This is a genomic window from Leifsonia sp. NPDC058230, assembly GCF_042882245.1.
Classification (GTDB): Bacteria; Actinomycetota; Actinomycetes; order Actinomycetales; family Microbacteriaceae; genus Leifsonia.
Genome location: NZ_JBHVWM010000005.1, coordinates 446,429 through 471,325, shown reverse-complemented (window position 1 = coordinate 471,325; position 24,897 = coordinate 446,429). Strand labels below are relative to the sequence as shown.

The window sequence follows — 24,897 nt, the reverse complement described above, 5'->3', positions numbered from 1 at the left end:
TTACCCCCGACCTCGACACGATCGCGGCACGGGCAGAGGAGGCGAAGTGGCGCGAGGAGGCGGCCGGGACGCGCCGTTCGCGGCCGAGACCCGTCAGGCGATCGAGGCCGTCTGGCGCATCGAGTCCGGCCAACTGATCGCGGTCCTGTCGCGGCTGGTCGGCGACGTCGGGGTGGCCGAAGAGCTGGCTCAGGATGCGCTGGTCGCCGCCCTCGAACAGTGGCCGGAATCGGGTGTTCCCCGCAACGCGGGCGCCTGGCTCACCGCCGTGGCCAAACGCCGCGCGATCGACGGCTGGCGACGGAAAGAGCGTCTCGACGACCGCTACACGCAGCTCGCCCACGACCTCGAGGCCGAGCTCGGCACCGACGATCCTGCGCTGGCGGTCGAAGAGCCCATCGACGACGACCTGCTGCGCCTGGTCTTCGTGTCCTGTCACCCGGTGCTCACGAAGCCGTCGCGTGTCGCACTCACGCTCAAGCTCCTGGGCGGGCTCTCCACCGACGAGATCGCCCGCGCCTTCCTGGTGCCGTCGGCCACCATCGGGCAACGGATCTCCCGCGCGAAACGCACCCTCTCGGAGGCGCGGGTCCCATTCGAGGTGCCCGAGCGCGCCGAGTTCCCCGCGCGCCTCGGGTCGGTGCTCGAGGTCATCTACCTGATCTTCAACGAGGGGTACTCCGCGACCGCCGGGGAGGACTGGATCCGCCCATCCCTCTGCCATGAGGCGCTGCGGCTCGGCCGGGTGCTCGCCGAGCTCACCCCGCAGGAGCCGGAGGTGCACGGGCTCGTCGCGCTCATGGAGTTCCAGGCGTCCCGGCTCGGGGCGCGGACCGCGCCGAGCGGGGAGCCGGTGCTGCTGCAGGATCAGGACCGGGCGCGTTGGGACCGCATCCTGATCGGACGCGGGGTTCGAGCGCTCGCCCGCTCGGACCGTCTCGCTCGAGGACGGGGTCCGTACGCGCTGCAGGCGGCCATCGCCTCCTGCCATGCGACCGCCCCCAGCGCCGATGACACGGACTGGGAGCAGATCGTCTCGCTCTACGGCGCTCTGGCCGAGGTGATGCCGTCGGCCATCGTCGACCTCAACCGGGCGGTCGCCGTCTCGATGGCCTCGGGCCCCCAGGCGGCCCTCGACGTCGTCGACGGCCTCGTGCGCGAGGGCGCGCTTTCCGGCTACCACCTGCTCCCGAGCGTGCGGGCCGACCTCCTCTTCCGGCTCGGCCGCACGCCCGAGGCCCGCCAGGAGTTCGAGAACGCCGCCGCCCTGACCTCCAACCTGCGCGAGCGCGCCCTCCTGCTCGCCCGCGCCGCGGACTGCTGAGCCGCCTCCGCGGGACGCCGAGCTCCCCCGCCGCACGCTGACCGTCTGCCGCTGAAACCATCAGCGGTCTGGAGGGCGGGAGACGGATGCGCGAGACTGTGGAGATGCGCGTGCTGTTGAAGTTCGTCCTCGACTGCGACCCGGATGCGGCGTGGCGGGCACTTCAGAGCCCGACCGCGTTCCGCGAGGTGGCCATGCCCTGGATCGACGTGCTTCCCGAGAGCGGCACGCTCCCCACCGTGTGGGGCACCGAGGAGCACCGCGTCCGCGTGCGCGCGCTTGGCGCCGTCACCGTCGGAACGCAGGCGATCCGGCTGAACGCCATCGGCTCGCGTGAGCCGGGTGTGCGCATCCTGAGAGACAGCGGCGGAGGCACGAGCGGCCTGCTCGCTGCGATCCCCCACCTCGACCACCGGATGGCGATCGCGCCCGACCCCGCCGGGCCCGACGCCGATGGCCGGGTCCGCACGCTCTACCGCGACAAGCTCGAGGTGCACGCGGGCATCGTGACACCGATCGCCTGGTACACCCTTTGGGCGTTCTGGCAGTGGCGGGGACTTCAGCTGCGCCGCCTCGCACCGACCTGGGCGTACGATCCGCCGCCGCCGGAGGCGCCCGTCGACGCACCACCCATCGATTCTGAGCATCCCGAGACCACGGAGGACCCCCGATGAGCACCGACATCCCCGCCACGACCGGCTCCCGCGCCGTCACCGCCGTACAGACCGCCGACTGGCGCCGCCGCGTCTTCGGAATGTACGCATCCGTGCGCCAGCTCGCTGCGACCGACCCGGCCACCGCCCACGCGCACTGGATCTCCTGCCGCAACGACCTCTTCTCGTCGCATCCGGCGACCCCGCTCCTGCCGGAGGACCACGTCGACTTCACGGGACTCCCGGTCGTCCCGTACGACCCCGACTGGCGGTTCGAGGTGCCGATCGTCGCCCCCGCCGAGCCGCGGCGCATGGACGTGGACACCGGCACGGACGGCGTGGTCCCGTTCGAGCTGCTCGGCACTGTGCGCATCCCGCTCGCCGGCACGCTCGACGTCTGGCGGCTCACATCGTACGCGGGCGGACTCTTCGTACCGGTGAAGGATGCGCTGGCTGCCAAGCCCGGGGGAACGTACGGCGGCGGGCGCTACCTCATCGACACCGTCAAGGGCGCCGACCTCGGCATGGACGCATCCGACGGCGAGGCGACCCTCGTGCTCGACTTCAACTTCGCCTACAACCCCAGCTGCGCATACGACCCCGCGTGGGCGTGCCCGCTCGCGCAGGCGGGCAACACCCTCCCGATCGAGATCCCGGTCGGGGAGCGCTACACCCTCGGCCACTAGCCTCCGCGAGCCGGCTGCGTCAGCGCGTGACCAGTGTGAGGCGCTGGGTCGGGCGGGTCATGGCGACGTAGAGGGAGGCGGCGCCGCGCGGGGTCTCGCCGGCCAGCGCATCCGGATCGGCGAGCACGACAGCGTCGAACTCCAGGCCCTTCGCCTCGTAGCCGGTGAGCACGGCGATCGGACGAACGAGCCCGGATGCGCCCCGCGCCGCCAGCTCACCGAACCGCTTCGCGACGGCCTCGGCCACGGCATCCACCTCGGATGCGGGGGCGATGACGGCCAGCGTTCCACTGGAATCGATGTCCCGGTCGGCCTGAACGGCATCCGCGACCGCTTCGGCCAGGGGCGACCGATCGGCCGACACGCGCCGGATGGGCCAATCGCCCTCGCGCACCGCTCGCGTCGGCGTGATCGGCAGACCCGCCTCCTCGGCCATCCGCTCGGCTTCGCGGGTGATCTGGGCGGGCGTGCGGTAGTTGACGGTCAGCTCCTCGAGCCGCCACGCATCCTTGAAGTGCGGGGTGAGCGCCGACTCCCAGCTGGTGGCGCCGGCGGCCGAGGCCACCTGGGCGATGTCGCCGACGATCGTGAACGACTTCATGGGGCTCCGCCGCACGAGCACTCGCCACTGCATCGGCGACAGCTCCTGGGCCTCGTCGACGACCACATGACCGTAGGTCCAGGTGCGGTCGGCGGCGGCACGCTCGGCGGTGGTTCCGTTGTCGACCTGCTCCGCGAATCCGTCGGCCAGCTGTTCGGCGCTGACGAGGCCTTCGACGCCCATGTTCCGGATCGCCGCACGCGCGTTCTCGAGGTCGCGCTTGCGCTGGCGGTCCCGTTCGCGGGCGCCCGCATCCGGTTTGCCCGGGAACGCCCCGAGGAGCTCGGCCGCCTCGTCGAGCAGGGGCACGTCGCTCACGGTGAACGGCTCCGAGCGGTCGCGGCGCAGGGATGCCCGCTGCGCCTCGGTCCACCGCGGTGTCAGCTCCGCGAGCCACGACGGCCGTGCGAACAGGTCCTGGATCAGCTTCTCCGGCGTCAACGGAAGCCAGGCGGTGTTGAGCATGACGCGCACGTCGTACGAGGTGCGCAGGTCCTCGCGCAGCACCTTGAGGTCGGCCTCATCGATGGTCGAACCCCGCGCGCGCAGCTGCGTCGCGAGCTTCTCGGTGAGCTCGCTGAGTGCGTGCTTGACGAACGTGACACGCGCCGCGTTGTGCTGCTTTCCGCCCCGCTGCGCCCGAGCGATCGCCCGGGCGATCAGGTCGGGCTCGACGACGAGCCGCTCGCCGTCGATCTCGACCGTCTGCGGCTCGGCGGGCACCTTCTGGCGCGATCGGACGGCCCGCGAGAGGAGCCGAGCCATCTGCGCGGAGCCCTTCAGCCGCGCCGCGACCGGCTCGTCGTCGGCCGCCGCCTCGACGCCCGGGAACAGCTCCCCCAGCGTCTGCATGACCACGCCCGTCTCGCCGAGCGACGGGAGCACGGCCTCGATGTACCGCAGGAAGGCGACCGACGGTCCGACGACGAGCACACCGGATGTGCTCAGCCGCTGCCGATTCGCGTACAGCAGGTAGGCGGCCCGGTGGAGCGCCACAGCGGTCTTGCCGGTTCCCGGGCCGCCCTGCACGACGAGGGCGCCGCGGAGGTCGGAGCGGATGATGCGGTCCTGCTCCGCCTGGATGGTCGCGACGATGTCGTGCATCCGGCCGGTGCGCTGCGCGGTGAGAGCGGCGAGCAGCGCACCCTCTCCCTGGATGACCTCGGTTCCCGCGTCCTCGCCGTCGAGGAGCGCCTCGTCGAAGACCTCGTCGTCGACGCGGGAGACCTGGCGGCCACTCATGGTGAGGTGCCTGCGGGCGCGAACGCCCATCCGCTCGCTCGCCGTCGCCTGATAGAAGGCGCTCGCCTGCTGCGCACGCCAGTCGATCAGCAGAGAGCGCTGCTCTTCGTCGCGCAGGCCGATGCGGCCGATGTAGCGATGGGCGGTGCCGTCGACCGGATGCTCGAGCAGCAGCCGGCCGAAGACCAGGCGGGAGTCGACCTCCCGCAGCTGGCCGAGCTGATCCTCGTAGAGGCGGGCGAACGCGTCGCGCTCGCTTCGCGCCTGATGGTTGCTCCCGACGCTCTCCCGGCGTACGCGGGTAAGCCTCTCCTCGGTTTCGACGCGGAGTGCGTCGAGTCGGTCGTACAGCCCTGCGACGACGCTGCGCTCACGTTCGAGCTCGGATTCCAGCACGCAGACCACCCTCTCGATCCAGGGCCGATAGTCTACGACCTCCAGCCTGGAAGGCGTTCAGAGCCCGATCCTGTAGAGTGGTGGTACTTGCGAGTCCATGAGGGACTCCCTGCGTCGCAGAACGCACCTCGCGCCGCGCCGGGCATCCGCCCCGCGAGCGTCGACTTTTTCTACGGCGAACGATCGTGCCACACGGCACCTTCGCCATTTCCACCCCGAACACCTCGGCACCGACATGTGCTGCGGATGCGGGGTCTCGATGCCTGAAAGGCACCACACCCTTGTCAGATCAGACTTTCTCCACCCTCGGCGTGCCCGCGCCGCTCGTCGCCGTTCTCGCGGCCGACGGGAAGACCGAACCGTTCCCCATCCAGGCCGACACCCTGCCCGACACCCTCGCCGGGCGCGACGTGCTCGGCCGCGGCAAGACCGGCTCCGGCAAGACCATCGCGTTCGCGCTGCCCATGGTGGCGCGCCTCGGCGGCAAGCTCGCCGGCGGCAAGCGACGCGCCGGCCGGCCCCTCGGCCTGGTGCTCGCACCGACCCGCGAGCTCGCCACCCAGATCTCGGCCGCGATGCAGCCGCTCGCCGACGTCTACGGCCTCAAGTCGACCACTATCTTCGGCGGCGTCAGCCAGCAGCGGCAGGTCGCAGCCCTCAAGGAAGGCGTCGACATCGTCGTGGCCTGCCCCGGCCGCCTCGAAGACCTGATGAAGCAGGGCTTCGTCTCCCTCGACGCCGTCGAGATCACCGTGCTCGACGAGGCCGACCACATGGCCGACCTGGGCTTCCTCCCCGTCGTCACGCGCATCATGGACAAGACCCCCAGCGGCGGACAGCGCCTGCTGTTCTCGGCGACGCTGGACAACGGCGTCGACAAGATCGTCAAGCGCTACCTGCAGAACGAGGTGCTCCACTCGGTCGACGAGGCCACCAGCCACGTCGACGCGATGACCCACCACGTCTTCGAGGTCGAGACCCTCGAGGGCAAGAAGGATCTCGTCGAGAAGCTCGCCTCCGGCCTCGGTCGCCGCATCCTCTTCACCCGCACCAAGCACCACGCGAAGAAGCTGGCCAAGCAGCTGACCGCGTCGGGCATCCCCGCCGTCGACCTGCACGGCAACCTCTCGCAGGTCGCCCGCGACCGCAACCTCGCCGCCTTCGGTGCCGGGGATGTGCGCGTGCTCGTCGCGACGGACGTCGCCGCCCGTGGTGTGCACGTCGACAACGTGGAGCTCGTCGTGCACGTCGACCCGCCCATGGAGCACAAGGCGTACCTGCACCGCTCGGGCCGTACCGCCCGCGCCGGCAGCGCCGGAGATGTGGTCACCGTGATGCTGCCCAGTCAGAGGTCGGACGTCAAGACGCTGCTGCGCAAGGCCGCGATCAACGTTCAGCCGCAGAGCGTCGAGGCCACCTCGGCTCCGGTCGCACGACTCGTCGGTGAGACAGCCGCGTACGTGAAGCCGGTTCCGCGCGAGGAGACCCCGCGCGGCAACGGCGGCGGCGGTCGCTCGCAGGGCGCGAACGCCCAGCGCAAGCGCGCCTCGCGCGACGGTCGCGTCGAGGGCGCCGGCAACGGAGGTCGCTCCGGCGGCCGCGGTGCCGGTGGTCGCAACGGCGGCGGCAACGGCGGGCGTGACGCAAGCGGCAACGGCCGCGACGGCGCCGTCGGCGGCGGCCGCAGCACCGACTCGGGAGCGGGGCGCACGCGTCGCGACCGCTCGGGCCGCCCCGCTGCAGCGTCCGGCGGTGCCGCGTCCGGCAGCACCGGTCACGGCTCCACGTCGAAGGGCACGTCCTCGCGCGGCGGTAACTCCGGTCACGGGTCCGGCAACGGCCTCCGTGTCGGCAGCCTCGTCGGCGGCAGCACCCAGCGCGGAAACGGCTCGCGCCGCGCCCGCGGCTGACACCCGGCAGCTCTAGAAGGCGCGGGATGCACGACCCCTCGGTCGCGCATCCCGCGCCTTCGTCGTCGTCAAAGATCATTCTGAAGGCTGGTGTGACGGTACTCGCGACGGAGGACGCGCGATCGGACGCCCTCGTAGGGTCGAAGAATGATCTCTCTGCCCTCCCGGCCGCGCTCTGCGGCCGGTCCGCTCCTGATGGTCGATGTCGATGCGATCGCGGCGAACACCCGTTTGTTCGCCACCCGCGCGGCGGGAGAGCTGATAGCCGTCGTGAAAGCGGACGGCTACGGTCACGGCGCCGTCACGGTCGCACGCACCGCACTCGCGAACGGGGCGACGCAGCTCGGTGTCACCAGCATCGATGAAGCGCTCGCTCTGCGGCGGGCCGGGCTGACCGCCCCGATCATCAGCTGGCTCAATCATCCGGCGGATGCCGACTTCCAGACCGCTGTCGACCACCAGGTGGACATCGCCGTGCCGAGCATCGAGCACCTGAGTTCCGTCGCCGGCGTGCGGGGCGTTGCACGTGTGCACCTCCATCTCGATACCGGGATGGCGCGAGACGGTGCCAGACCGACGAGCTGGATCGACCTCTGCCGTGCGGCGGGGGATGCTGAGCGCCGCGGCGCGATCCGGGTCGTCGGGCTCATGGGACACCTCAGTGACGCGGATGTGCCCGGAGCGCCGAGCAACGAGAGCGGCCGCGTGATCTTCGACTGGGGAATCGATGTCGCGAGGAGGAGCGGCTTGCGTCCGCGCCTCCTCCATCTGGCCGCGACGACCGCGACGCTCAACCTTCCCGGAACGCACTTCACCGCCAGCCGCGTCGGCGCCGGGCTGGTCGGCATCGATCTGTCGCGCTCCACGCGGCTGGCCGTGCCGATGACGCTGACAGCCCCGATCGTCGGAGTGAACGCCGTGTCCGCCGGCACCCCGGTCGGTTACGGCGGGGAATGGATCGCCCCGCAGTCGACGCGGCTCGGGCTGGTCGCTCTCGGGTACGCCGACGGGTTGCCGCGAAGCGCATCCGGTCGTGCCGAGGTACTGGTGCGCGGGCGCCGCCACCCTATCGTCGGGCGCCTCTCGATGGACCAGTTCGTGGTCGACCTCGGCGAATCCGGAGCAGGGGTCGGTGAGCTGGTGACCGTGTTCGGTCCCGGCTGCAACGGCGAGCCGACGATCACGGAATGGGCGGGGTGGTCCGACACCATCGACCACGAGATCGTTACCAGGATCGGCAGTCGGGTGAGCCGTGATGTCGTCTCCTCGTCGCTGTACTCCGGAGCGATCGCATGAGCCGCCTCACGGTGGCGGTCATCGGCGGTGGGCGCAACTCGGAGCACGACGTCTCGCTCGCCTCCGCCGCGGCTGTGGTCGACGCCCTCGACCCGGAGCACTACGACGTCGTACCTCTCACGATCGACCGAGACGGCGAGTGGAGGGATGCGCGCGGGGCGGTTCTCGGGTTCGGGTTCGCGATCGAGGTTCTGCGCACCAGTGACGTCGTCATTCCGATGGTGCACGGGCGTCACGGGGAAGACGGCACACTCGCCGCCGTCTGCGAGCTCGTCGACACGCCGTATGTCGGTTCGGGGGTCGGCGCCGGCGCCATCGGGATGGACAAGCACGCCACGAAACTGTTCGCCCGTGCGGCCGGGGTTCCCACCGCCCCGGGCGTGCTGCTCGACCGGGCGACGGCCCACGCCTACCGCTTCCGCCATCCGGTCGTGGTCAAACCGAGCGCGGCCGGCTCCAGCATCGGGGTGTCGCTCGTGACGGATGCCGCGGAGCTGTCAGCCGCCATCGACACGGCTCTCGCCGTCGACGACCGGGTGCTCGTGGAGGATGTCATCGTCGGCCGCGAGATCGACGTGGCGGTGCTGCGCCGAGCGGATGGATCGATCATGGTTCCTCCACCGCTCGAGATCGAAGCCGACGGTCTGTTCGACCACGTGACCAAGTACAACGGAGAGGCCGTCTTCCAGGTGCCGGCGGCGCTCGACGATGAGACGCGCACCGAGCTCGAGGCCGCAGCCGTGCGGATGTACGACGCGCTCGGCTGCTCCGGCGTCGCGCGGATCGACTTCTTCGTCACGGCCGACGGGCCGGTGCTGATCGAGGTCAACACCTCCCCGGGGTTCACCGGTCAATCGCAGGTGCCGCGAATGTTCGAGGCGGCGGGGATCCCGTATCCCGCGTTGCTCGACCTGCTCATCGACGACGCCATCGCCGCCTGCCGTCCGCTCGTCAGGAACGCGAAATAGGGATGCACGTGCGGCTCGCATCCACCTGGGTGCCGGATGTCGTCGCCGGAGCGCTCGTGCTGCTGCTCGGTCTGTGGGAGGCACTCGCCACGCTCGAATCCGGGTACCACGAGAGCTTCTCGCCGTGGCTCATCGTGATCACGATGGCGGTCGCGGTGACGCTCGTGCGACGTGCCGGCTGGTGGTCGCTGGGCATCCTGTGGGTCCTGCTGGTCTGGCAGGCGGCCGTGGTGACAGACATCATGCTGGTCGAATCGGCCGTCGTGCTCGTCGCATTCGGGCTCGCACGGTGGGGGTCGAAAGCTCTTGCATGGGTCAGCGGACTGTCGATCCCGATCGCCACATGCCTCGCGCTCGGCTATATCACCCTGCTCATCAACGGCATCTGGGGCACGCGGATCGCACGCAACCTGTTCGTGCCGCTCGTCGACGGGGAGATCCCCTGGCCGCTGGTCGTGACACCGATGATCGCCGGGGTGCTCGGGCTCCCCTGGCTGGCAGGTCTCGCCCTGCGCATCCGGAAGACGGCCGTCGCCTCGCGCCTGTCCCAGTCCCACGCCGAGGCCGATGCCGTGAGCGCGCGCCGGGAGCGCAGCCAGATGGAGGAGATCGCGATGCTCCGTGAAGCCCAGGCCCGACTCGCACGGGATGTGCACGACGTCGTGGGCCATTCCCTCACCGTCATCCTCGCCCAGGCGGAATCCGCCCCGTACCTCGATCGCACCGACCCGGATGCGCTCACCCGGGTCATGGCGAACATCGCCGCGTCCGCGCGATCCTCATTGCGCGAGGTGCGAGCCGTGCTCGCCTCGCCCGACGGGTCCGCGCACCGCAGCGACCTCGACGCCCTCATCGATGAGACCCGGGCGAGCGGCAACCACATCTCTGTCACCGACGACGGTGACCCTCGGCCACTCCCACCTGAACTGTCGGCCGTCGCCTTCCGTGTTCTCCAAGAAATGCTGACCAATGCCATCAAACACGGACAGCGCGGCACTGCCATCGCCGTCGCCCGCGACTGGGACGACCGCCTGCGCGTCACCGTGACGAATTCCATCGACTGCGAACCTTCGACCGTTCCGTTCGCCGGGAACGGGATCGGCGGGATGCGCCGCCGGCTCGAATCCGTGGGCGGATCACTCGCTGTGCAAGGCCCGTCGGCGGACGGCGGGCACTTCACCGTGACGGCCACTCTGCCAGTGCGCGCGCACCGGCCACCGGAGCTGAGCGCCCGATGAGCGACATCCGCGTCCTGCTCGTCGACGACCAGGATCTCTTCCGCGAGGGTGTGCGGGTGATCATCGACGCTCACCCGGGCATGGAGGTGGTCGGCTCGGCGCGGGACGGCGCCGAGGCGGTCGAGCTGGTGGACTCCCTCTCGCCCGACGTGGTGCTCATGGACATCCGGATGCCCGAGCTCGACGGCGTCGAGGCCACCCGGCGGATCTACGCGCCGGAACGCATCCAGAGCAGACGCGATCCGGTGCGCGTGCTGGTGCTCACGACGTTCGACCTCGACGATCGCGCGGCCGAAGCCATCCGCAACGGTGCCAGCGGGTTCATCCTCAAGGACACGACACCCGACATGCTCATCGATGCGATTCGCACTGTGCACACCGGCAACGCCGTGCTCGCGCCGAACGATCTCTCGACCCTGCTCGACGGGCAGTTCCACGCACCCGCTCCTGTACCGGCCGCGTTCGGCACTCTCACCGAGCGGGAACGCGACGTCTTCGGAGCGGTCGCTCGCGGTGCATCCAACGCCGAGGCCGCGGCAGCGCTGTTCGCCAGCGAGTCGACGATCAAGACGCACGTCGGCGCGATCCTCAGGAAGCTCGCCCTGCGCGACCGCGTGCAGCTCGTCGTGTTCGCGCACGAGCACCGCCTGATCTGAGGGTCCGACCCCCTCCTCCGGGATGACGCGTGCCGGTACCCGAGGCGGAGGGGAACCGTTCGCAGTGCCGATTCGCGAGAGAGGCGGGAACGCGAGGCTGGGATCAGACCTGAAAGGACGTTCCATGCATCGCCGATCTCTCCCCCTCGCCTTCGCTGCCGGAGCCCTCGTGCTCGCGCTCGCGGGATGCGCAGCCGCCAGCGCGACCGGCGCGACCGGTGCGACGGGTGTGACCGCACCTCCCGTCTCCGACTCCGCCGAGCTCGGCCCGGAGGACGGCTACATCGCGCTCGGCGACAGCGTGAGGCTGACCGACGACGTGCCCGCCGTCACCAAGCTCGACAGCTCGCTCCGGGATGCGCTCGAGCGGGCCGATGCGGCAGCGGAAGCGCGTCACGTGGAGATCACCCTCGTCGCCGGATGGCGCAGTGCACGGTTTCAGCAGTACCTCTTCGACGAGGCCGTCACGAAGTACGGCAGCACGGCGGAGGCGAGCCGTTGGGTCAAACCGGTCAACGAGTCGCTGCACCAGCAGGGCAAAGCCGTCGACATCGCGACGGCGGACGCCATGGACTTCCTCTCCCGCTTCGGCGGCCCGTTCGGACTCTGCCAGACCTACGCGAACGAGTCCTGGCACTTCGAGCTCACGGCGGACTCCGCGGGACAGTGCCCGCCGCAGCTCCTCGACAGCACCGCCGGATGATCGCCCGCGAGAGGAGGGGGCTCAGACGAGCCGGCCGACGGATGCGAGTGCGGCCTTGAGCAGCACGCCGCGACCGCCCTCCATCTCCTCTGCGATGCTGGGCGAGATGGCCTCCTCCGGGCGCATCCAGGTGAGCTCGAGCGCATCCTGACGCGGCTCGCACGTTCCGGTGACGGGGATGACGTAGGCGAGCGACACCGCGTGCTGCCGATCATCCGTGAACGGGGTCACTCCCGGCATGGGGAAGTACTCGGCCACCTGGAACGGGATCGGACTCGCCGGCAGCTGCGGAAAGGCCATCGGACCGAGGTCTTTCTCCAGGTGACGGAAGAGAGCCTCGCGCAGGGTCTCGCCGTACATGACGCGGCCCGACACCAGGGTGCGGGTCATCTCTCCGACGGCGTTCGCCCGCAGCAGCACCCCGACCTCGGTCACCTGGCCCAGCCCATCCACTCGCACCGGGACGGCCTCGACGTAGAGCAGCGGAAGGCGGCGACGCGCCTGCTCGAGCTCGATGTCGCTCAGCCACGCGGGCCCCTCCTGGGGCATGTCGTCGGGCGACGGATCGTGGCTCGGGTCTGGGGTGCGAACACTCATGCACTGATACTACGGAAGTGATCCTGCGGCACGGGCTTCGCCGGCGCATCCGTGGAGAAACTCGCCGAAGGTGAGGTTGCGAGGAGAGTGAGGCGGGAGAATGGGAATCCGACCCCCGACCGCCAGGAGACCGTGTGCCGCTGCCCTCGCCTGACCTCACCATCGACCGCGATGCCGTGCTGTGGTCCGCCTCCGAACGCGACCGCGCGGGACGGCCGCTGCTGGTGCTGATGCACGGCTACGCGTCCGATGAGGCCGACCTGTTCGGGATCTCCGCGTATCTCCCGCTCGAGCCTGTGATCGCATCCGTTCGCGCGCCGATTCCCGAGGGACCCGGCTTCGCCTGGTTCTCGCGCTTCACCAACGTTCCAGGGGATCCGTTGGCGGCGAACGCCGACGCGGCCGCGCGGGCACTGCTCGAGTGGCTCGACGAGCAGCCGCCGACGCCGACGGGCCTTCTCGGCTTCTCGCAGGGCGGTGCGATGGCACTGCAACTGCTGCGACTGGCTCCGGAGCGCTTCGGCTACGCGGTTCAGCTGTCCGGCTTCGTCGTCCAGGGCGACCAGGCGGGGGATGCTCGCCTCGCCGCGAACCGCGTCCCCGTCTTCTGGGGCCGCGGCACCCTCGACGAGGCCACCCCGGTGTCGTCGATCTCCCGCACGACCGAGTGGCTCCCCGAGCACGCCGATCTCGACGCCCGCATCTACGAGGGCATGGGCCACGCCATCTCCTCCCGCGAGCTCGCGGACGTCTCGGGCTTCATCCGCCGTCACCTCCCCGCCACCTGAGAACGCGGGCACGGGTGTCGGCCGTCGGGGAGAGGATAGAGGGATGAGCGATGTGCTCGACCGGTTCTCCCCCGCGACCCGTGAGTGGTTCAGCGGGGCCTTCGCCGCGCCGACGCCCGCCCAGATCGGGGCGTGGGATGCGATCTCGCGCGGCAAGCACGCCCTCGTCATCGCACCGACGGGATCGGGCAAGACGCTCGCCTCCTTCCTCTGGGCGATCGACCGTCTCGCAGCGAGCAACGAGTCCGGCGCCCCGAAGACCCCGGGCACGCGCGTTCTCTACATCTCCCCGCTCAAGGCCCTGGGTGTGGATGTGGAGCGCAACCTCCGTGCGCCGCTGGTCGGTGTCACGCAGACCGCGAAGAGGCTCGGCGCCGAGCCCCCGCACGTCTCGGTCGGCGTGCGCTCCGGCGACACCACCTCGGCGGACCGGCGAGCGCTCGTGCGAACTCCGCCGGACATCCTGATCACCACGCCGGAGTCGCTCTTCCTCATGCTCACGTCGTCGGCGCGCGAGACGCTCGCCACCGTGGAGACCGTCATCGTCGACGAGGTGCACGCCGTCGCCGCGACGAAGCGGGGCGCCCATCTCGCCCTCTCGCTGGAGCGACTGGATGCGATGCTCGACAAGCCCGCGCAGCGCATCGGGCTCTCGGCGACCGTGCGCCCGCCGGAGGAGGTCGCCCGGTTCCTCGGCGGCCGTGCCCCGGTCGAGGTGGTCTCGCCCGAGTCCGGCAAGCGGTTCGACCTGACCGTGGTCGTGCCCGTCCAAGACATGAGCGAGCTCGGCACCTCGACCTTCGCCAGCGACAACGACGACGGCTCGCCGCAGACGGGCTCGATCTGGCCGCACGTCGAAGAGGCCATCGTCGACCGCGTGCTGGAGCATCGATCGTCCATCGTGTTCACGAATTCGCGGAGGCTCGCGGAGCGGCTGACGGCGCGACTGAACGAGATCTACGAGGAGCGCATCCTCGGCGGCGCCCCGTTCATCCCGGCTGACGGCGTGCGACCTCCTGCCGAGCTGATGGGCGCATCCGGTCAGACCAGGGGCTCGCGCGAGGCCGTCGTTGACGGGCCCGACTCGCTCGTGCTCGCCCGCGCCCACCACGGCTCGGTCAGCAAGGAGCAGCGAGCCCTGATCGAGGACGACCTCAAGTCGGGTCGCCTGCGCTGCGTCGTCGCGACCTCGAGTCTCGAGCTCGGGATCGACATGGGCGCCGTCGACCTCGTCGTGCAGGTCGAGGCTCCGCCCTCGGTCGCGAGCGGGCTGCAGCGCGTCGGCCGCGCCGGGCACCAGGTGGGGGAGGTGTCGCGGGGCGTCGTGTTCCCGAAGCATCGCGCCGACCTCATCCACTCGGCGGTGGCGAGCGAGCGGATGGTCGCCGGGCTCATCGAGACGCTGCGGGTTCCCGCCAACCCGCTCGACATCCTCGCGCAGCAGACCGTCGCAGCAGTCGCCCTCGAATCCATCGACGCGGACGACTGGTTCGACACCGTGCGGCGCAGCGCACCGTTCGCCACCCTGCCGCGCAGCGCCTACGACGCCACGCTCGACCTGCTGGCCGGGCGCTATCCCTCCGACGAGTTCGCCGAGCTGCGACCTCGTGTCGTCTGGGATCGCGACACCGGAACCATCACCGGCCGTCCCGGCGCCCAGCGCCTCGCCGTCACCAGCGGCGGCACCATTCCGGACCGCGGACTCTTCGGCGTGTACATGATCGGCGAGAAGGCCAGCCGGGTCGGCGAGCTCGACGAGGAGATGGTCTACGAGTCGAGGGTCGGGGATGTCTTCGCCCTCGGCTCCACCAGCTGGCGCATCCAGGAGATCACCCACGACCGGGTGCTCGTCACACCCGCGTTCGGTGAGCCGGGGCGGTTGCCGTTCTGGAAGGGCGACGGATTGGGCCGGCCGGCCGAGCTGGGGGCCGCGGTCGGTGCGTTCATCCGCGAGGTGAGCAGTGCATCCGCCACCGACGCCGAACTGCGCTGCGTCGAGGCGGGGCTCGACCAGTGGGCCACGAGCAACCTGCTGTCCTTCCTCGAAGAGCAGAAGACGGCCACCGCGCACATCCCGACCGATCGCACCCTCGTGGTCGAACGGTTCCGGGACGAGCTCGGCGACTGGCGCGTCGTGTTGCATTCCCCGTACGGCATGCAGATCCACTCGCCGTGGGCACTGGCGGTGCAGGCGCGGGTCCGCGACCGCTACGGGATCGACGGCGGCGCGATGGCGGCCGACGACGGCATCATCGTGCGCATCCCCGACACCGAAACCCAACCGCCCGGCGCCGAGCTCTTCGTCTTCGAGCCCGAGGAGCTGGATGCGCTGGTCACGAGCGAGGTCGGCGACTCGGCCCTGTTCGCCTCGCGCTTCCGGGAGTGCGCCGCCAGGGCGCTGCTGCTGCCGAAGTACAACCCGGGCAAGCGGTCCCCGCTCTGGCAGCAGCGCCAGAAGGCCTCGCAACTTCTCGATGTCGCCCGCAAGTATCCGAGCTTTCCGATCATCCTCGAGACCGTGCGCGAGTGCCTGCAGGATGTCTACGACCTCCCGGCCCTCGACGAGGTGACCAGGCAGATCGCGCAGCGGCGCATCCGGCTGGTCGAGGCGAGCACCGAGACCGCATCGCCGTTCGCACGGTCGCTGCTGTTCGGATATGTCGCTGCGTTCATGTACGAGGGCGACAGTCCGCTGGCGGAGCGGCGGGCGGCGGCGCTGTCACTCGATGCCGGTCTGCTCGCCGAACTGCTCGGGCGGGCGGAGCTGCGCGAGCTGCTCGACCCTGTCGTGATCGAGCGCGTCGAGAACGAACTGCAGCGTCTCGCGCCCGACCGGCGCGTGCGCGGAGTCGAAGGAGTCGCCGACCTGCTCCGGATGCTCGGGCCGCTCTCGGTCGAGGAGGTCGCCGAGCGGCTGCAGGGCGAGCCCGGTCCGCTCCTGGCCGACGCCGCCGACGGGGACGAGCAGCCGGCCTCCGCTCCGGCGGACCGGGCCGTGGCATCCGCTCACCTCAACGCTCTGGTCGACGCCAAGCGCGCCCTGCCGGTGACGATCGCAGGAGTCGAGCGGTACACGGCGATCGAGGATGCGAGCAGGCTGCGCGATGCCCTGGGCGTTCCGCTGCCGATCGGTGTCCCGTTCGCGTTCATCGAGCCGGTCGACGATCCGCTCGGCGACCTGGTCAGCCGGTTCGCACGCACGCACGGTCCGTTCACCTCTGCCGACGTCGCCGAGCGGTTCGGGCTCGGCGCCGCGATCGCCAGCGATGCATTGCGCAGGCTCGCTCACGAGCGCCGGGTGATGGAGGGCGAGTTCCGCCCGCACGCCCACGGGTCGGAGTGGTGCGACGCGGAGGTGCTGCGCCGCCTCCGCCGCATGTCGCTCGCCGCACTTCGGCACGAGGTCGAGCCGGTCGACACCCCGACCCTCGGACGCTTCCTGCCCGACTGGCAGCACATCGGCGGCATCCTGCAAGGGGTGGATGCGGTGGCGTCGGTCGTCGAGCAGCTCTCCGGCACCCGGATTCCCGCGTCGGCCTGGGAGTCGCTCGTGCTGCCGAGCCGGGTCACCGACTACAGTCCGGCGATGCTCGACGAACTCACCGCGACCGGCGAGGTGATCTGGTCGGGCGACGGCGCCCTCCCGGGATCCGACGGCTGGGTCAGCCTGCACCTCGCCGAAGCCGCACCCCTCACGCTGGGGCCGCCGGCGGAACACGAGACCGACGAACTGCAGCGCGCTGTGCTGGCAGCGCTCTCGCGTGGCGGCGGCTACTTCTTCCGTCAGCTCTCGGATGCGCTCGGTGCCGAAGCAGGCGCCCCGGTCGACGACACCGCCCTGGTCACAGCGCTGTGGGATCTGGTCTGGGCCGGGCTGATCACGAACGACACGCTCGCTCCGCTGCGGACGCTGACCGGCGCATCCGGAGCCCACAAGCGGCCGAAACAGGCGCCGCGCTCGCGCATGTATCGCGGGCGCGCGGCGGCGCGATCGGCGATGGTCACCCGGATGGGTCCGCCCACCGTCGCCGGACGCTGGTCGCTGCTCCCCGACCGCAATCTCGACGCGACCGTGCGGGGGCACGCCACCGCCGAAACCCTGCTCGACCGCTACGGCGTCGTGACCCGCGGATCGGTCATGAACGAGGGGGTGCCCGGTGGATTCGCGCTCGTCTACAAAGTGCTGAGCGGGTTCGAGGAGACCGGGCGCGCCCGCCGCGGCTACTTCGTGGAGACCCTCGGCGCCGCCCAGTTCGCCACCGGAGCGACCGTGGACCGGCTTCGCTCGTTCGTGCTCGATCACACCCAGGATCCCGACTACGCGGCCGTTGCCCTCGCCGCCACCGACCCGGCGAATCCGTACGGCGCAGCACTCCCCTGGCCGGGTGTTCCGGGCGAGGCGGGAACGGGCCACCGCCCCGGGCGCAAAGCGGGCGCCCTCGTCGTGCTCGTGGACGGCGCACTCACGATCTACGTGGAACGCGGCGGCAAGAGCCTCCTCTGCTTCGCCGACCAGACCGTGCCCGAGGCGGAACCGGCCCTGCGGGCGGCCGCGCGAGCGCTCGCCTCCCTGGTCACCCGCGGCCGCGTCGACAAGCTCGCCATCGAGACGGTGAACGGCGGGTTCGTGCTGGGCTCGCCCTTCGGCGACGCGCTCGCGGAGGCCGGCTTCCTCGCCACTCCGCGCGGCCTGAGGCTGCGCACATGACCGACCGGATGCGACATCCCCGGTCGAGCGCGGCGGTCTGATGCCCGAGGGGGACACCGTCCACCAGACGGCACGGCGGCTGCACGCGGCGCTGGCCGGGCGCACCCTCGTCGCCAGCGACTTCCGGGTGCCCGCGTACGCGACCGTCGATCTGGCGGGCGAGCGGGTGGATGAGGTGGTCAGCCGCGGCAAGCACCTGCTGATTCGGGTCGGCGAGGTGACCATCCATAGCCATCTGAAGATGGAGGGCTCCTGGGAGGTGTACTCGCCGGGGCAGCGCTGGCGGCATCCGGCGTTTCAGGCGAGGGCGGTTCTGCGCACCGAGGAGACGAGCGCCGTCGGGTTCCAGCTCGGCCTGCTCGAGGTGCTCCCGCGCGATCGCGAGGAGGAGGCGGTGGGCTACCTCGGCCCCGATCTGCTCGGAGAGCACTGGGATGCGGACGAAGCGGTGCGCAGGCTCGCCGCGCATCCGGATGCTCCGGTCGCGGTGGCGCTGCTCGACCAGCGCAATCTCGCCGGTATCGGCAACGTGTACGCCAACGAACTGTGCTTTCTGCGCGGGATGCTGCCGACCCGGCCGGTGTCGCAGGCCGACCTCGCCGCGACAGTCTCGCTGGCGCACCGGCTGCTCACGGCCAACCGCGACCGCGTCGTCCGGGTGACGACCGGGGACACCCGTCGGGGCCGGTCGACCTGGGTCTACGGGCGGCGGGGAGAGCCCTGCCGCCGGTGCGGTACGCCGATCCACCGCTCCGAACTAGGTCGCGTCGAGGGCGAGGAGCGGGTCACCTACTACTGCCCGAACTGCCAGACCTGATCGGGACGGGATCGTGAAGGAGGCGGGGCGCTCCACCCAGCGCCCCGCCTCCTTGTGTGCGCGAACTCTGCGTTCAGCGCCGCGGCCGGTCAGGCGGCCGCGTCCTCGGAGGCCTCGTCCTGCGCGTTGCGCACGCCGGCCAGCGCCGTCGACCACGACTCGAGCTGGTTGAACAGCGGGGTCAGGGCAGCCTCCTGCTGCGGGGTCGCCTTCAGCGACCAGTTCTCGAAGTCGTGCGCGAGGCTCAGTCCGACGTGGGCCGAAACGGTCGCGACCTGCAGCTGCGACAGCACGAGACGCAGGTGCTCGACGGCTCGGGCGCCGCCGAAGACTCCGTAGCTCACGAAGGCGGCTGCCTTGTTGTACCACTCGGCGCCGACGTAGTCGATGGCGTTCTTGAGCACGCCCGAGGTGCTGTGGTTGTACTCCGGCGTGACGAAGACGTAGCCGTCGAACTCGCCGATCTTCGCCGCCCACGCCTTGGTGTGCTCACCGGCGTACTGGCCGGCGCCGGCGGGCAGGGGCTCGTCGAGGTGAGGAAGCTCCCAGTCCTTCAGGTCGACGAGCTCGTACTCGACGCCCTCGCGCTGTGCGGCGTGCTCGTTCACCCAGCGTGCGACGGCTTCGCCGTGACGCCCCGGCCGGGTGCTGCCGATGATGATCGCGATCTTCGTCATGAAGAGACCTTTCGTTGGTTTGGTGACGTGTCACCATGCCCGAACGTGTCGACGGTGCGATCCATTCCCGGCGCGAGACGATCCGATGCGCTCCCGGAGGCGGCGCGGCGCGCGTCAGTCGCGCACGCCGACCGCGAACGTCCGACGGAACGGGAACACGGTTCCGTGCGGGCCGGCTGGGTACGCATCGCGCAGACGCGCGCCGAGCTCGGCTTCGAAGTCCGGCCCGTCGTCGCCGAGCGCGCTGAGCACCGGCCGCAGGGCTGTTCCGCGCATCCAGTCGAGCACGGGGTCCGCACCGGGGAGCACCTGCAGATACGTGGTCTCCCACGCCGTGGTGCGATAGCCCGCATCGAGGAACGTGGCGAGGTAGTCGTCGGGCTCACCGACCGCATCCTCGTGCCGGAGCACACCGTCGAGCCGGTCCCTCCACCGCGGACCCGCGGCGGTCTCACGCAGCAATCGGTGCGACGCTGCCCCGAAATTGCCCGGAACCTGCATCGCGAACCACCCTCCCGGCGGGAGCGCCTCGAGCCAGCGCGGAAGCAGTTCACGGTGGTTCGGCACCCACTGCAGCGCCGCATTGGTGATGACGACGTCGTCGGATGCGCCGGGCATCCAGGCGCCGATGTCGAGCTCGTCGAAGCTCAGATTGGCGGGCGCGTCGTCGCGTGCGCGCGCCCGTGCGAGGATCTCCGGCGAGGAGTCGAAGCCGACGACCTCGGCGTCGGGCCAGCGGCGTGCAAGGGTCTCCGTCAGCTGACCCGGCCCGCATCCGAGGTCGACCACCCGGCGGGGCGAGTCGGCATCGATCCGCGAGACGAGGTCGAAGAACGGTCGCGACCGTTCGACCTGGTAGCGGTCGTAGCTTGCGGGGTTCCAGAGGGTCGCGGGCATAGCGTTCCTTCGCTGACGGCGCCTGTGCTTCACGTCGAGCCTAACCCGACGGTAGGCTCGACGCCCGAGCGAAAAGGGGCACGGATGGCGAGGCCAGAGCGCAGACGACCGGACGACACCGAGCTCCCCGACGACGCGACCGAGGAGGAACGCCGCGCGGCCGGCGATCGGCTGCGCGAACGCATCTACGCCACGTTCACGGCCCTGGCGGTGCTCGTCGCACTGGGCAGCCACGCCGAAACGCCTCGCGCCGGCGACGTGCTGTGGACCCTGGTGATCTCGGTCGCGGGCGTGCTGCTCGCCGGCCTCGCCTCCGATCTCATCTCCCACATGATCGTGCACAACACCTTGCCGAGCTCGCGCGAGTTCCGGCACATGGTGGCCGTCGCATCCCGTGCCCTCACCGTTCTGGGCGTGCCCGCCATCGCGCTCGGGCTCGCCGCGTTCGGCGTGATCGAGAACGGAACGGCGTTGAGGATCTCGCTCATCGCCCTGATCGTCTCCCTCGCCGTCATCGCGCTGATCGCGGTGAGGCGCACCAGACTGAGCTTCGGCAAGCGGCTGCTCGCCCTCGGAGCCATCGTGGCGCTCGGCGTCGCGGTGATCCTTCTCGAGCAGCTCGCCCACTGACCCGGCGCGCTTCGCCGATACCCGCTCCCGGCACGGGTGGCATGGGAGGATGGCATATGCCCAGCGCATTCCCGAAACCCGATCCGCGGAAGCTGACAGAGCAAGAGGACGAACTCTTCTCCACCTTCTACCGGATGCGCCGCGGCTTCGACCGTGCGCTCGACGCCCAGCTGCAACGCGACGCCGGCGTGTCGATCTCGGAGCTCGAGGTGCTGATGGCGCTCGTGCGCTCCCCCGGTCGAAGGCTGCGGGTGCGTGAGCTCGTGGCGGTGACCGGCTGGGAGAAGAGCCGCGTCTCGCACCAGGTCACCAGGATGGAGGCCCGCGGTCTCGTGGACCGGCAGGAGTGCTCCGAGGACAAGCGGGCCAGCTACATCCACCTCACCGGCGAAGGCCGGCGAGTCGTGGTGCGGGTGCTGCCGGAGCACACGGCGACGATCCGGCGCATCCTCTTCGATCCGCTGACCGACGAGCAGCAGGCAGACTTCCTGGACATCTCGCGCCGGATGCTCGCCGCCATCGAGGACGAGCCGGGCGCCTGAGGCCGCACTGCCTGCGCTGCCGGACCAACGCCGTCCGCCGGTCAGTTGATGCAGACCGTGTCGCTGTAGTTGTGGGCGGGCGAGCTCGGCGTGGGCGTCACGGCGGGCGCACCTCCGGCCGGCGCACCGGCGGTCGGCGCGGCGGGCATGATCCCGTCCTCGCCGAGCACCACGGTGACGCCCTTGACCGACGCGGTCTCCTGAACGGTCGCTCCGGGCAGGAACGCCGCGACCGCCTTGGCCTGCGCCTCCTGCCCCGCTGGGTACTGGATGACCGTGGTCGCGCTGGTGTTCGCATCCCCCGGCGTGCCCGTCGTGAAGCCGGCCGCCGCCAGGGTCTGCGTCGCCGCGGTCGCGGCACCGTTCGCGCTGCCGCCGTTGAGCACGGTGACGGTCGTATCGGCGGGCTTGGCCGCGGTCGCCTTGTCGTACGCGCTCGGACTCGGCGGGCTGACGAGGCTCTGGATGAACGCTGGCATCGCGGCGGTGTCGACCTGGACGATCGAGAGGTTCTGGCCGTTGACGCGGATCGTGGGCGTGCCGGAGATCGGGATGGTCGCCGACTGGATCTTGCCGCCCGTCAGGCCCTGCAGCTGGGCTGCGAGGGAGAGGAAGTTGAGTCCGGGGTCTGTCTCGAGCGAGCCGCTCACCGCATCCAGCACCTTCGTGAGCTTGCCCGGATTGAGCAGGGTGCCGGCCGAGAGGAACTTGCGTGCCTCGACGGAGAGGAAGTACTGCTGGCGCACGACCCGGTCGAGATCGCCGCGCGGCAGACCGTGGCGCTGACGCACGAACGCGAGCGCCTGGTGCGCGTCGAGTGTCGACACGCCTGCCGGGAAGACCGCTTGCGAGTACGGGTCGTCGACCGCGTTGTTCAGGCACACCTGAATGGGGCCGAGCGCGTTCGCGATGTCGTAGAAGCCGAGCAGCGAGACACGCACGTAGTGGTCGATCGTCAGCCCGGTGAGGTTCTGCACGGTCTGGATGAGCAGCTGCGCGCCGCCCGCCGGGTTGCTGTTTCCGCCGCCCATGGAGAACGCGGAGTTGAGCTTGTTCATGCCGTGACCGGGCACCTCGACCCACGAGTCGCGCGGAAGCGAGATGAGGGTCGCGGACCGGCCGTCGGCGGGGATGTGCAGGATCATCATCGTGTCGGTGTTCGTGCCTCCGCCGTCTGCGGTGGTGCCGAGCTGGTCGAGTTCGGCCTGCGACGCGTTGTCGGGACGGTGGTCGTCGCCGACGAGCAGGATGTTCTGGTCGGTTCCGTCCGCATCCGTCGACGGCTTGTTCGACTGGGAGATGGCGTCGACGTGCTTCACGCCGTTGACAAAGCGGAAGTAGCTGTACGCCGCGTATCCGCCGACCACCACCAGCACGACGGCGAGGCCGAAAGCCGTCCAGCCGAGGATTCGCTTGGTGCGGCTGCGGCGCTTGCGCGGCTTGCCTGGGCCGCCGGGTTCCCCCGGTCCGCTCCCGCCGTCGTCGCCGCCGTTGCCGCCGTTGTTGCCGCCGCCGTTGCTGCCGAAGCCGCTGCCGAAGAGATCGCCCACGCCACCAGCAGCACCCTGCGCAGCCGCCTGCCCACGCCCATCCGCCGGGCGCGTCGCACGCACGGGCCGCCGCGGGTCGCGCTCGGGAACGCGGCCGAAGATCTCGGTGGCCGGCTCCCGCTCGTCGCGGGGCTCGTCAGGTTGGGGAAAGCTGGGGCGTCGCACACGCAAACGTTATTGGGCGACGCCTGCGAAACGACTGGCGAACCCGGCGTTTCCCGACGAATCGTCAGGGGGCTCTCAGTCGAACATCCGCCGGAACACGTTCGTGTCTGCGAGATCTATCAGCTCGTCGCCGCGGCCCGACATGATCGTGCGCAGTGCGTAGAGCGTGAATCCCTTGACCTGCTCGGCCGTGATCGCGGGCGGAATGGACAGTTCCTGCCGCGCGACGACAACATCCACCAGCGCAGGCCCGTCGTGCTCGAACGCCGCCCGCAGCGCACCCTCGAGGTCGCCGGGCTTCTCGACGCGCTGGCCGTAAAGCCCCACCGCCGTCGCGACGTCGGCGAAGTTCGGATTGTCGAGCCCCGTGCCGAAGTTCACGAATCCGGCGGCCTTCATCTCGACCTCGACGAAGTTCAGCGAGGAGTTGTTGAACACGACGATCTTCACCGGCAGCTTGTTCTGCCGCAGCGTGAGCAGCTCCCCCAGCAGCATCGCCAGGCCGCCGTCCCCGGCGAGCGCGACCACCTGCCGTTCCGGAAACGCGGATTGCACCCCGACGGCCTGCGGCAGCGCGTTCGCCATGCTGCCGTGCGAGAACGACCCGATCAGCCGACGCGCTCCGTTCATGCGCAGGTAGCGGGCCGCCCACACCACGGGCGATCCGACGTCGGGGATGAACACCGCATCCTCGGTGGCGAGCTCGCTGATCAGGCGGGCGAGGTATTGGGGGTGGATGGGCGTGCGGTCGCGATCGTTCACGGCCAGCTCATCGAGGCTCTTGCGCGCCTTCGCGTAGTGGGCCGTCGATGCGTCGAGGTGCTTCGTGTCGTTGCGGTCCTTGAGGAGCGGGAGCAGCGCATCCACCGTGTCCCGAACGCTGCCGACCAGCCCCAGGTCGATGGGGGTGCGCCGGCCGAGCTGCTCGCCCCGGATGTCGACCTGGATGACCTTCGCCTTCGACGGATAGAACTGCTGATACGGGAAGTCGGTGCCGAGCATGAGCAGCGCGTCGCAGCTCTCCATCGCCCGGTAGCCGGATGAGAACCCCAGCAGCCCGGTCATCCCGACGTCGTAGGGGTTGTCGTACTCGATGAACTCCTTGCCGCGCAGCGCGTGGACGATGGGCGCCTGCAGCTTCTCGGCGATCGCGAGCAGGTGGCCGTGCGCTCCCTCGGTGCCGGCACCGCCGAGGATCGTGACCTTGCGCGCGGAGTTGAGCAGGTCGGCCGCGGCCTGCAGCCCGGACGCTTCGGGCCGGGTGATGCGCGGCGAGTAGGTGATCGCCGCCGATGGGCGCCGGCCGACGGAGTCCTTCAGAAAGACCTCGCCTGGAACCACGATGACGGCGACGCCCCGCCGTTCGATCGCCGTGCGCATCGCGATCTCGAGCACCCGCGGAAGCTGCTCCGGCACACTGACCAGCTCGCAGTAGACGCTGCACTCGCGGAAGAGCTCCTGCGGGTGCGTCTCCTGGAAGTAGGTGCTCCCGATCTCCGCCTCGGGGATGTGCGCGGCGATCGCGAGCACCGGGACCCGGTTGCGGTTCGCGTCGAACAGACCGTTGATGAAGTGCAGGTTGCCCGGTCCGCAGCTGCCCGCGCAGACGGCCAGTTCGTTGGTGAGCGACGCCTCCGCGCCGGCGGCGAACGCTGCCGCCTCCTCGTGGCGCACGTGCTGCCACGCCACCGTTCCGGCCCGGCGCAGCGCATCCGTGAAGCCGTTGAGCGAGTCGCCGGGGAGGCCGTAGACCCGTTTCACTCCGGCGTTCTCGATGATCTCGACGATGGTGTCGGCGACGGTCGGCATGGAGACCTCCTGGCAGTGGTGGGGGTGGACGCCTACGAACTTAC

General features: G+C 70.5%; 20 protein-coding genes. 14 read left to right on the top strand and 6 right to left on the bottom strand.

Annotated features, from left to right (window positions below):
- Positions 1-46 precede the first annotated feature (46 nt).
- The 3 genes from ACFVV0_RS18290 (at position 47) to ACFVV0_RS18280 (ending at position 2,663) form a co-directional block, all read left to right on the top strand.
- A complete protein-coding gene (locus tag ACFVV0_RS18290) occupies positions 47-1,324 on the top strand; it encodes an RNA polymerase sigma factor (protein ID WP_387066328.1) in 1,278 nt (425 codons plus the stop codon).
- A gap of 86 nt (positions 1,325-1,410) precedes the next feature.
- Positions 1,411-1,998 (top strand): hypothetical protein, encoded by a 588-nt coding sequence (locus ACFVV0_RS18285; protein WP_387066326.1) that lies wholly within the window; start codon positions 1,411-1,413, stop codon positions 1,996-1,998.
- The gene (locus ACFVV0_RS18280) at positions 1,995-2,663 is read left to right on the top strand and encodes a DUF1684 domain-containing protein (protein WP_387066324.1); all 669 of its coding nucleotides are present in this window, start codon (positions 1,995-1,997) and stop codon (positions 2,661-2,663) included. The genes ACFVV0_RS18285 and ACFVV0_RS18280 overlap by 4 nt, the downstream gene beginning before the upstream one ends.
- Before the next feature lie 19 nt (positions 2,664-2,682).
- Here the strand turns inward: ACFVV0_RS18280 and ACFVV0_RS18275 are convergent, their stop codons facing one another.
- Positions 2,683-4,902, bottom strand: coding sequence for a HelD family protein (locus ACFVV0_RS18275; protein ID WP_387066322.1), 2,220 nt, complete (start codon positions 4,900-4,902; stop codon positions 2,683-2,685).
- 281 nt (positions 4,903-5,183) lie between these two features.
- On the opposite strand from ACFVV0_RS18275, the gene ACFVV0_RS18270 reads away from it, so the two are divergent.
- The 6 genes from ACFVV0_RS18270 to ACFVV0_RS18245 all read left to right on the top strand — a co-directional run bounded on the left by ACFVV0_RS18270 (position 5,184) and on the right by ACFVV0_RS18245 (position 11,673).
- A complete protein-coding gene (locus ACFVV0_RS18270; RefSeq protein ID WP_387066320.1) occupies positions 5,184-6,812 on the top strand; it encodes a DEAD/DEAH box helicase in 1,629 nt (542 codons plus the stop codon).
- A 147-nt stretch (positions 6,813-6,959) separates the two neighbouring features.
- A complete protein-coding gene (alr, locus tag ACFVV0_RS18265; protein ID WP_387066318.1) occupies positions 6,960-8,108 on the top strand; it encodes an alanine racemase in 1,149 nt (382 codons plus the stop codon).
- On the top strand, positions 8,105-9,076 hold the full coding sequence (locus ACFVV0_RS18260) for a D-alanine--D-alanine ligase (RefSeq protein WP_387066316.1): 972 nt from the start codon (positions 8,105-8,107) through the stop codon (positions 9,074-9,076). Before alr ends, ACFVV0_RS18260 begins: the two co-directional genes overlap by 4 nt.
- Before the next feature lie 8 nt (positions 9,077-9,084).
- Positions 9,085-10,314: a sensor histidine kinase gene (locus ACFVV0_RS18255; protein ID WP_387066314.1), complete on the top strand. Its 1,230-nt coding sequence runs from the start codon at positions 9,085-9,087 to the stop codon at positions 10,312-10,314.
- Positions 10,311-10,970: a response regulator gene (locus ACFVV0_RS18250; RefSeq protein ID WP_387066312.1), complete on the top strand. Its 660-nt coding sequence runs from the start codon at positions 10,311-10,313 to the stop codon at positions 10,968-10,970. Before ACFVV0_RS18255 ends, ACFVV0_RS18250 begins: the two co-directional genes overlap by 4 nt.
- A 124-nt stretch (positions 10,971-11,094) precedes the next feature.
- A complete protein-coding gene (locus tag ACFVV0_RS18245; protein ID WP_387066310.1) occupies positions 11,095-11,673 on the top strand; it encodes a D-alanyl-D-alanine carboxypeptidase family protein in 579 nt (192 codons plus the stop codon).
- Positions 11,674-11,694: 21 nt separating this feature from the next.
- Here ACFVV0_RS18245 and ACFVV0_RS18240 read toward each other — a convergent pair whose 3' ends face one another.
- The gene (locus tag ACFVV0_RS18240) at positions 11,695-12,270 is read right to left on the bottom strand and encodes an NUDIX hydrolase family protein (protein WP_387066307.1); all 576 of its coding nucleotides are present in this window, start codon (positions 12,268-12,270) and stop codon (positions 11,695-11,697) included.
- Between the two features lie 134 nt (positions 12,271-12,404).
- Here ACFVV0_RS18240 and ACFVV0_RS18235 point away from each other — a divergent pair, with 134 nt between their 5' ends.
- Genes ACFVV0_RS18235 through ACFVV0_RS18225 form a run of 3 tightly spaced genes read left to right on the top strand, consistent with a single transcriptional unit; the run spans position 12,405 to position 18,583 of the window.
- Complete coding sequence (locus ACFVV0_RS18235) at positions 12,405-13,058, top strand: alpha/beta hydrolase (protein WP_387066305.1); 654 nt, start codon at positions 12,405-12,407, stop codon at positions 13,056-13,058.
- A gap of 43 nt (positions 13,059-13,101) precedes the next feature.
- On the top strand, positions 13,102-17,766 hold the full coding sequence (locus tag ACFVV0_RS18230; RefSeq protein ID WP_387066303.1) for an ATP-dependent helicase: 4,665 nt from the start codon (positions 13,102-13,104) through the stop codon (positions 17,764-17,766).
- A 40-nt stretch (positions 17,767-17,806) separates the two neighbouring features.
- The gene (locus ACFVV0_RS18225; protein WP_387066301.1) at positions 17,807-18,583 is read left to right on the top strand and encodes a DNA-formamidopyrimidine glycosylase family protein; all 777 of its coding nucleotides are present in this window, start codon (positions 17,807-17,809) and stop codon (positions 18,581-18,583) included.
- Positions 18,584-18,672: 89 nt separating this feature from the next.
- Here the strand turns inward: ACFVV0_RS18225 and ACFVV0_RS18220 are convergent, their stop codons facing one another.
- Together ACFVV0_RS18220 and ACFVV0_RS18215 are read right to left on the bottom strand one after the other, a co-directional pair.
- Positions 18,673-19,260: an NADPH-dependent FMN reductase gene (locus tag ACFVV0_RS18220; RefSeq protein WP_387066299.1), complete on the bottom strand. Its 588-nt coding sequence runs from the start codon at positions 19,258-19,260 to the stop codon at positions 18,673-18,675.
- A 114-nt stretch (positions 19,261-19,374) separates the two neighbouring features.
- On the bottom strand, positions 19,375-20,157 hold the full coding sequence (locus tag ACFVV0_RS18215; protein WP_387066297.1) for a trans-aconitate 2-methyltransferase: 783 nt from the start codon (positions 20,155-20,157) through the stop codon (positions 19,375-19,377).
- A gap of 84 nt (positions 20,158-20,241) precedes the next feature.
- On the opposite strand from ACFVV0_RS18215, the gene ACFVV0_RS18210 reads away from it, so the two are divergent.
- Both ACFVV0_RS18210 and ACFVV0_RS18205 read left to right on the top strand, forming a co-directional pair.
- Positions 20,242-20,787: a hypothetical protein gene (locus ACFVV0_RS18210; RefSeq protein WP_387066295.1), complete on the top strand. Its 546-nt coding sequence runs from the start codon at positions 20,242-20,244 to the stop codon at positions 20,785-20,787.
- Between the two features lie 56 nt (positions 20,788-20,843).
- Positions 20,844-21,329 (top strand): MarR family winged helix-turn-helix transcriptional regulator, encoded by a 486-nt coding sequence (locus ACFVV0_RS18205; RefSeq protein WP_387066293.1) that lies wholly within the window; start codon positions 20,844-20,846, stop codon positions 21,327-21,329.
- A gap of 41 nt (positions 21,330-21,370) precedes the next feature.
- On the opposite strand, the gene ACFVV0_RS18200 is transcribed toward ACFVV0_RS18205, so the two are convergent.
- Positions 21,371-23,044: an LCP family protein gene (locus ACFVV0_RS18200; RefSeq protein WP_387066291.1), complete on the bottom strand. Its 1,674-nt coding sequence runs from the start codon at positions 23,042-23,044 to the stop codon at positions 21,371-21,373.
- Positions 23,045-23,119: 75 nt separating this feature from the next.
- Positions 23,120-24,853: a ubiquinone-dependent pyruvate dehydrogenase gene (poxB, locus tag ACFVV0_RS18195; protein WP_387066288.1), complete on the bottom strand. Its 1,734-nt coding sequence runs from the start codon at positions 24,851-24,853 to the stop codon at positions 23,120-23,122.
- Between the last annotated feature and the right edge of the window lie 44 nt (positions 24,854-24,897).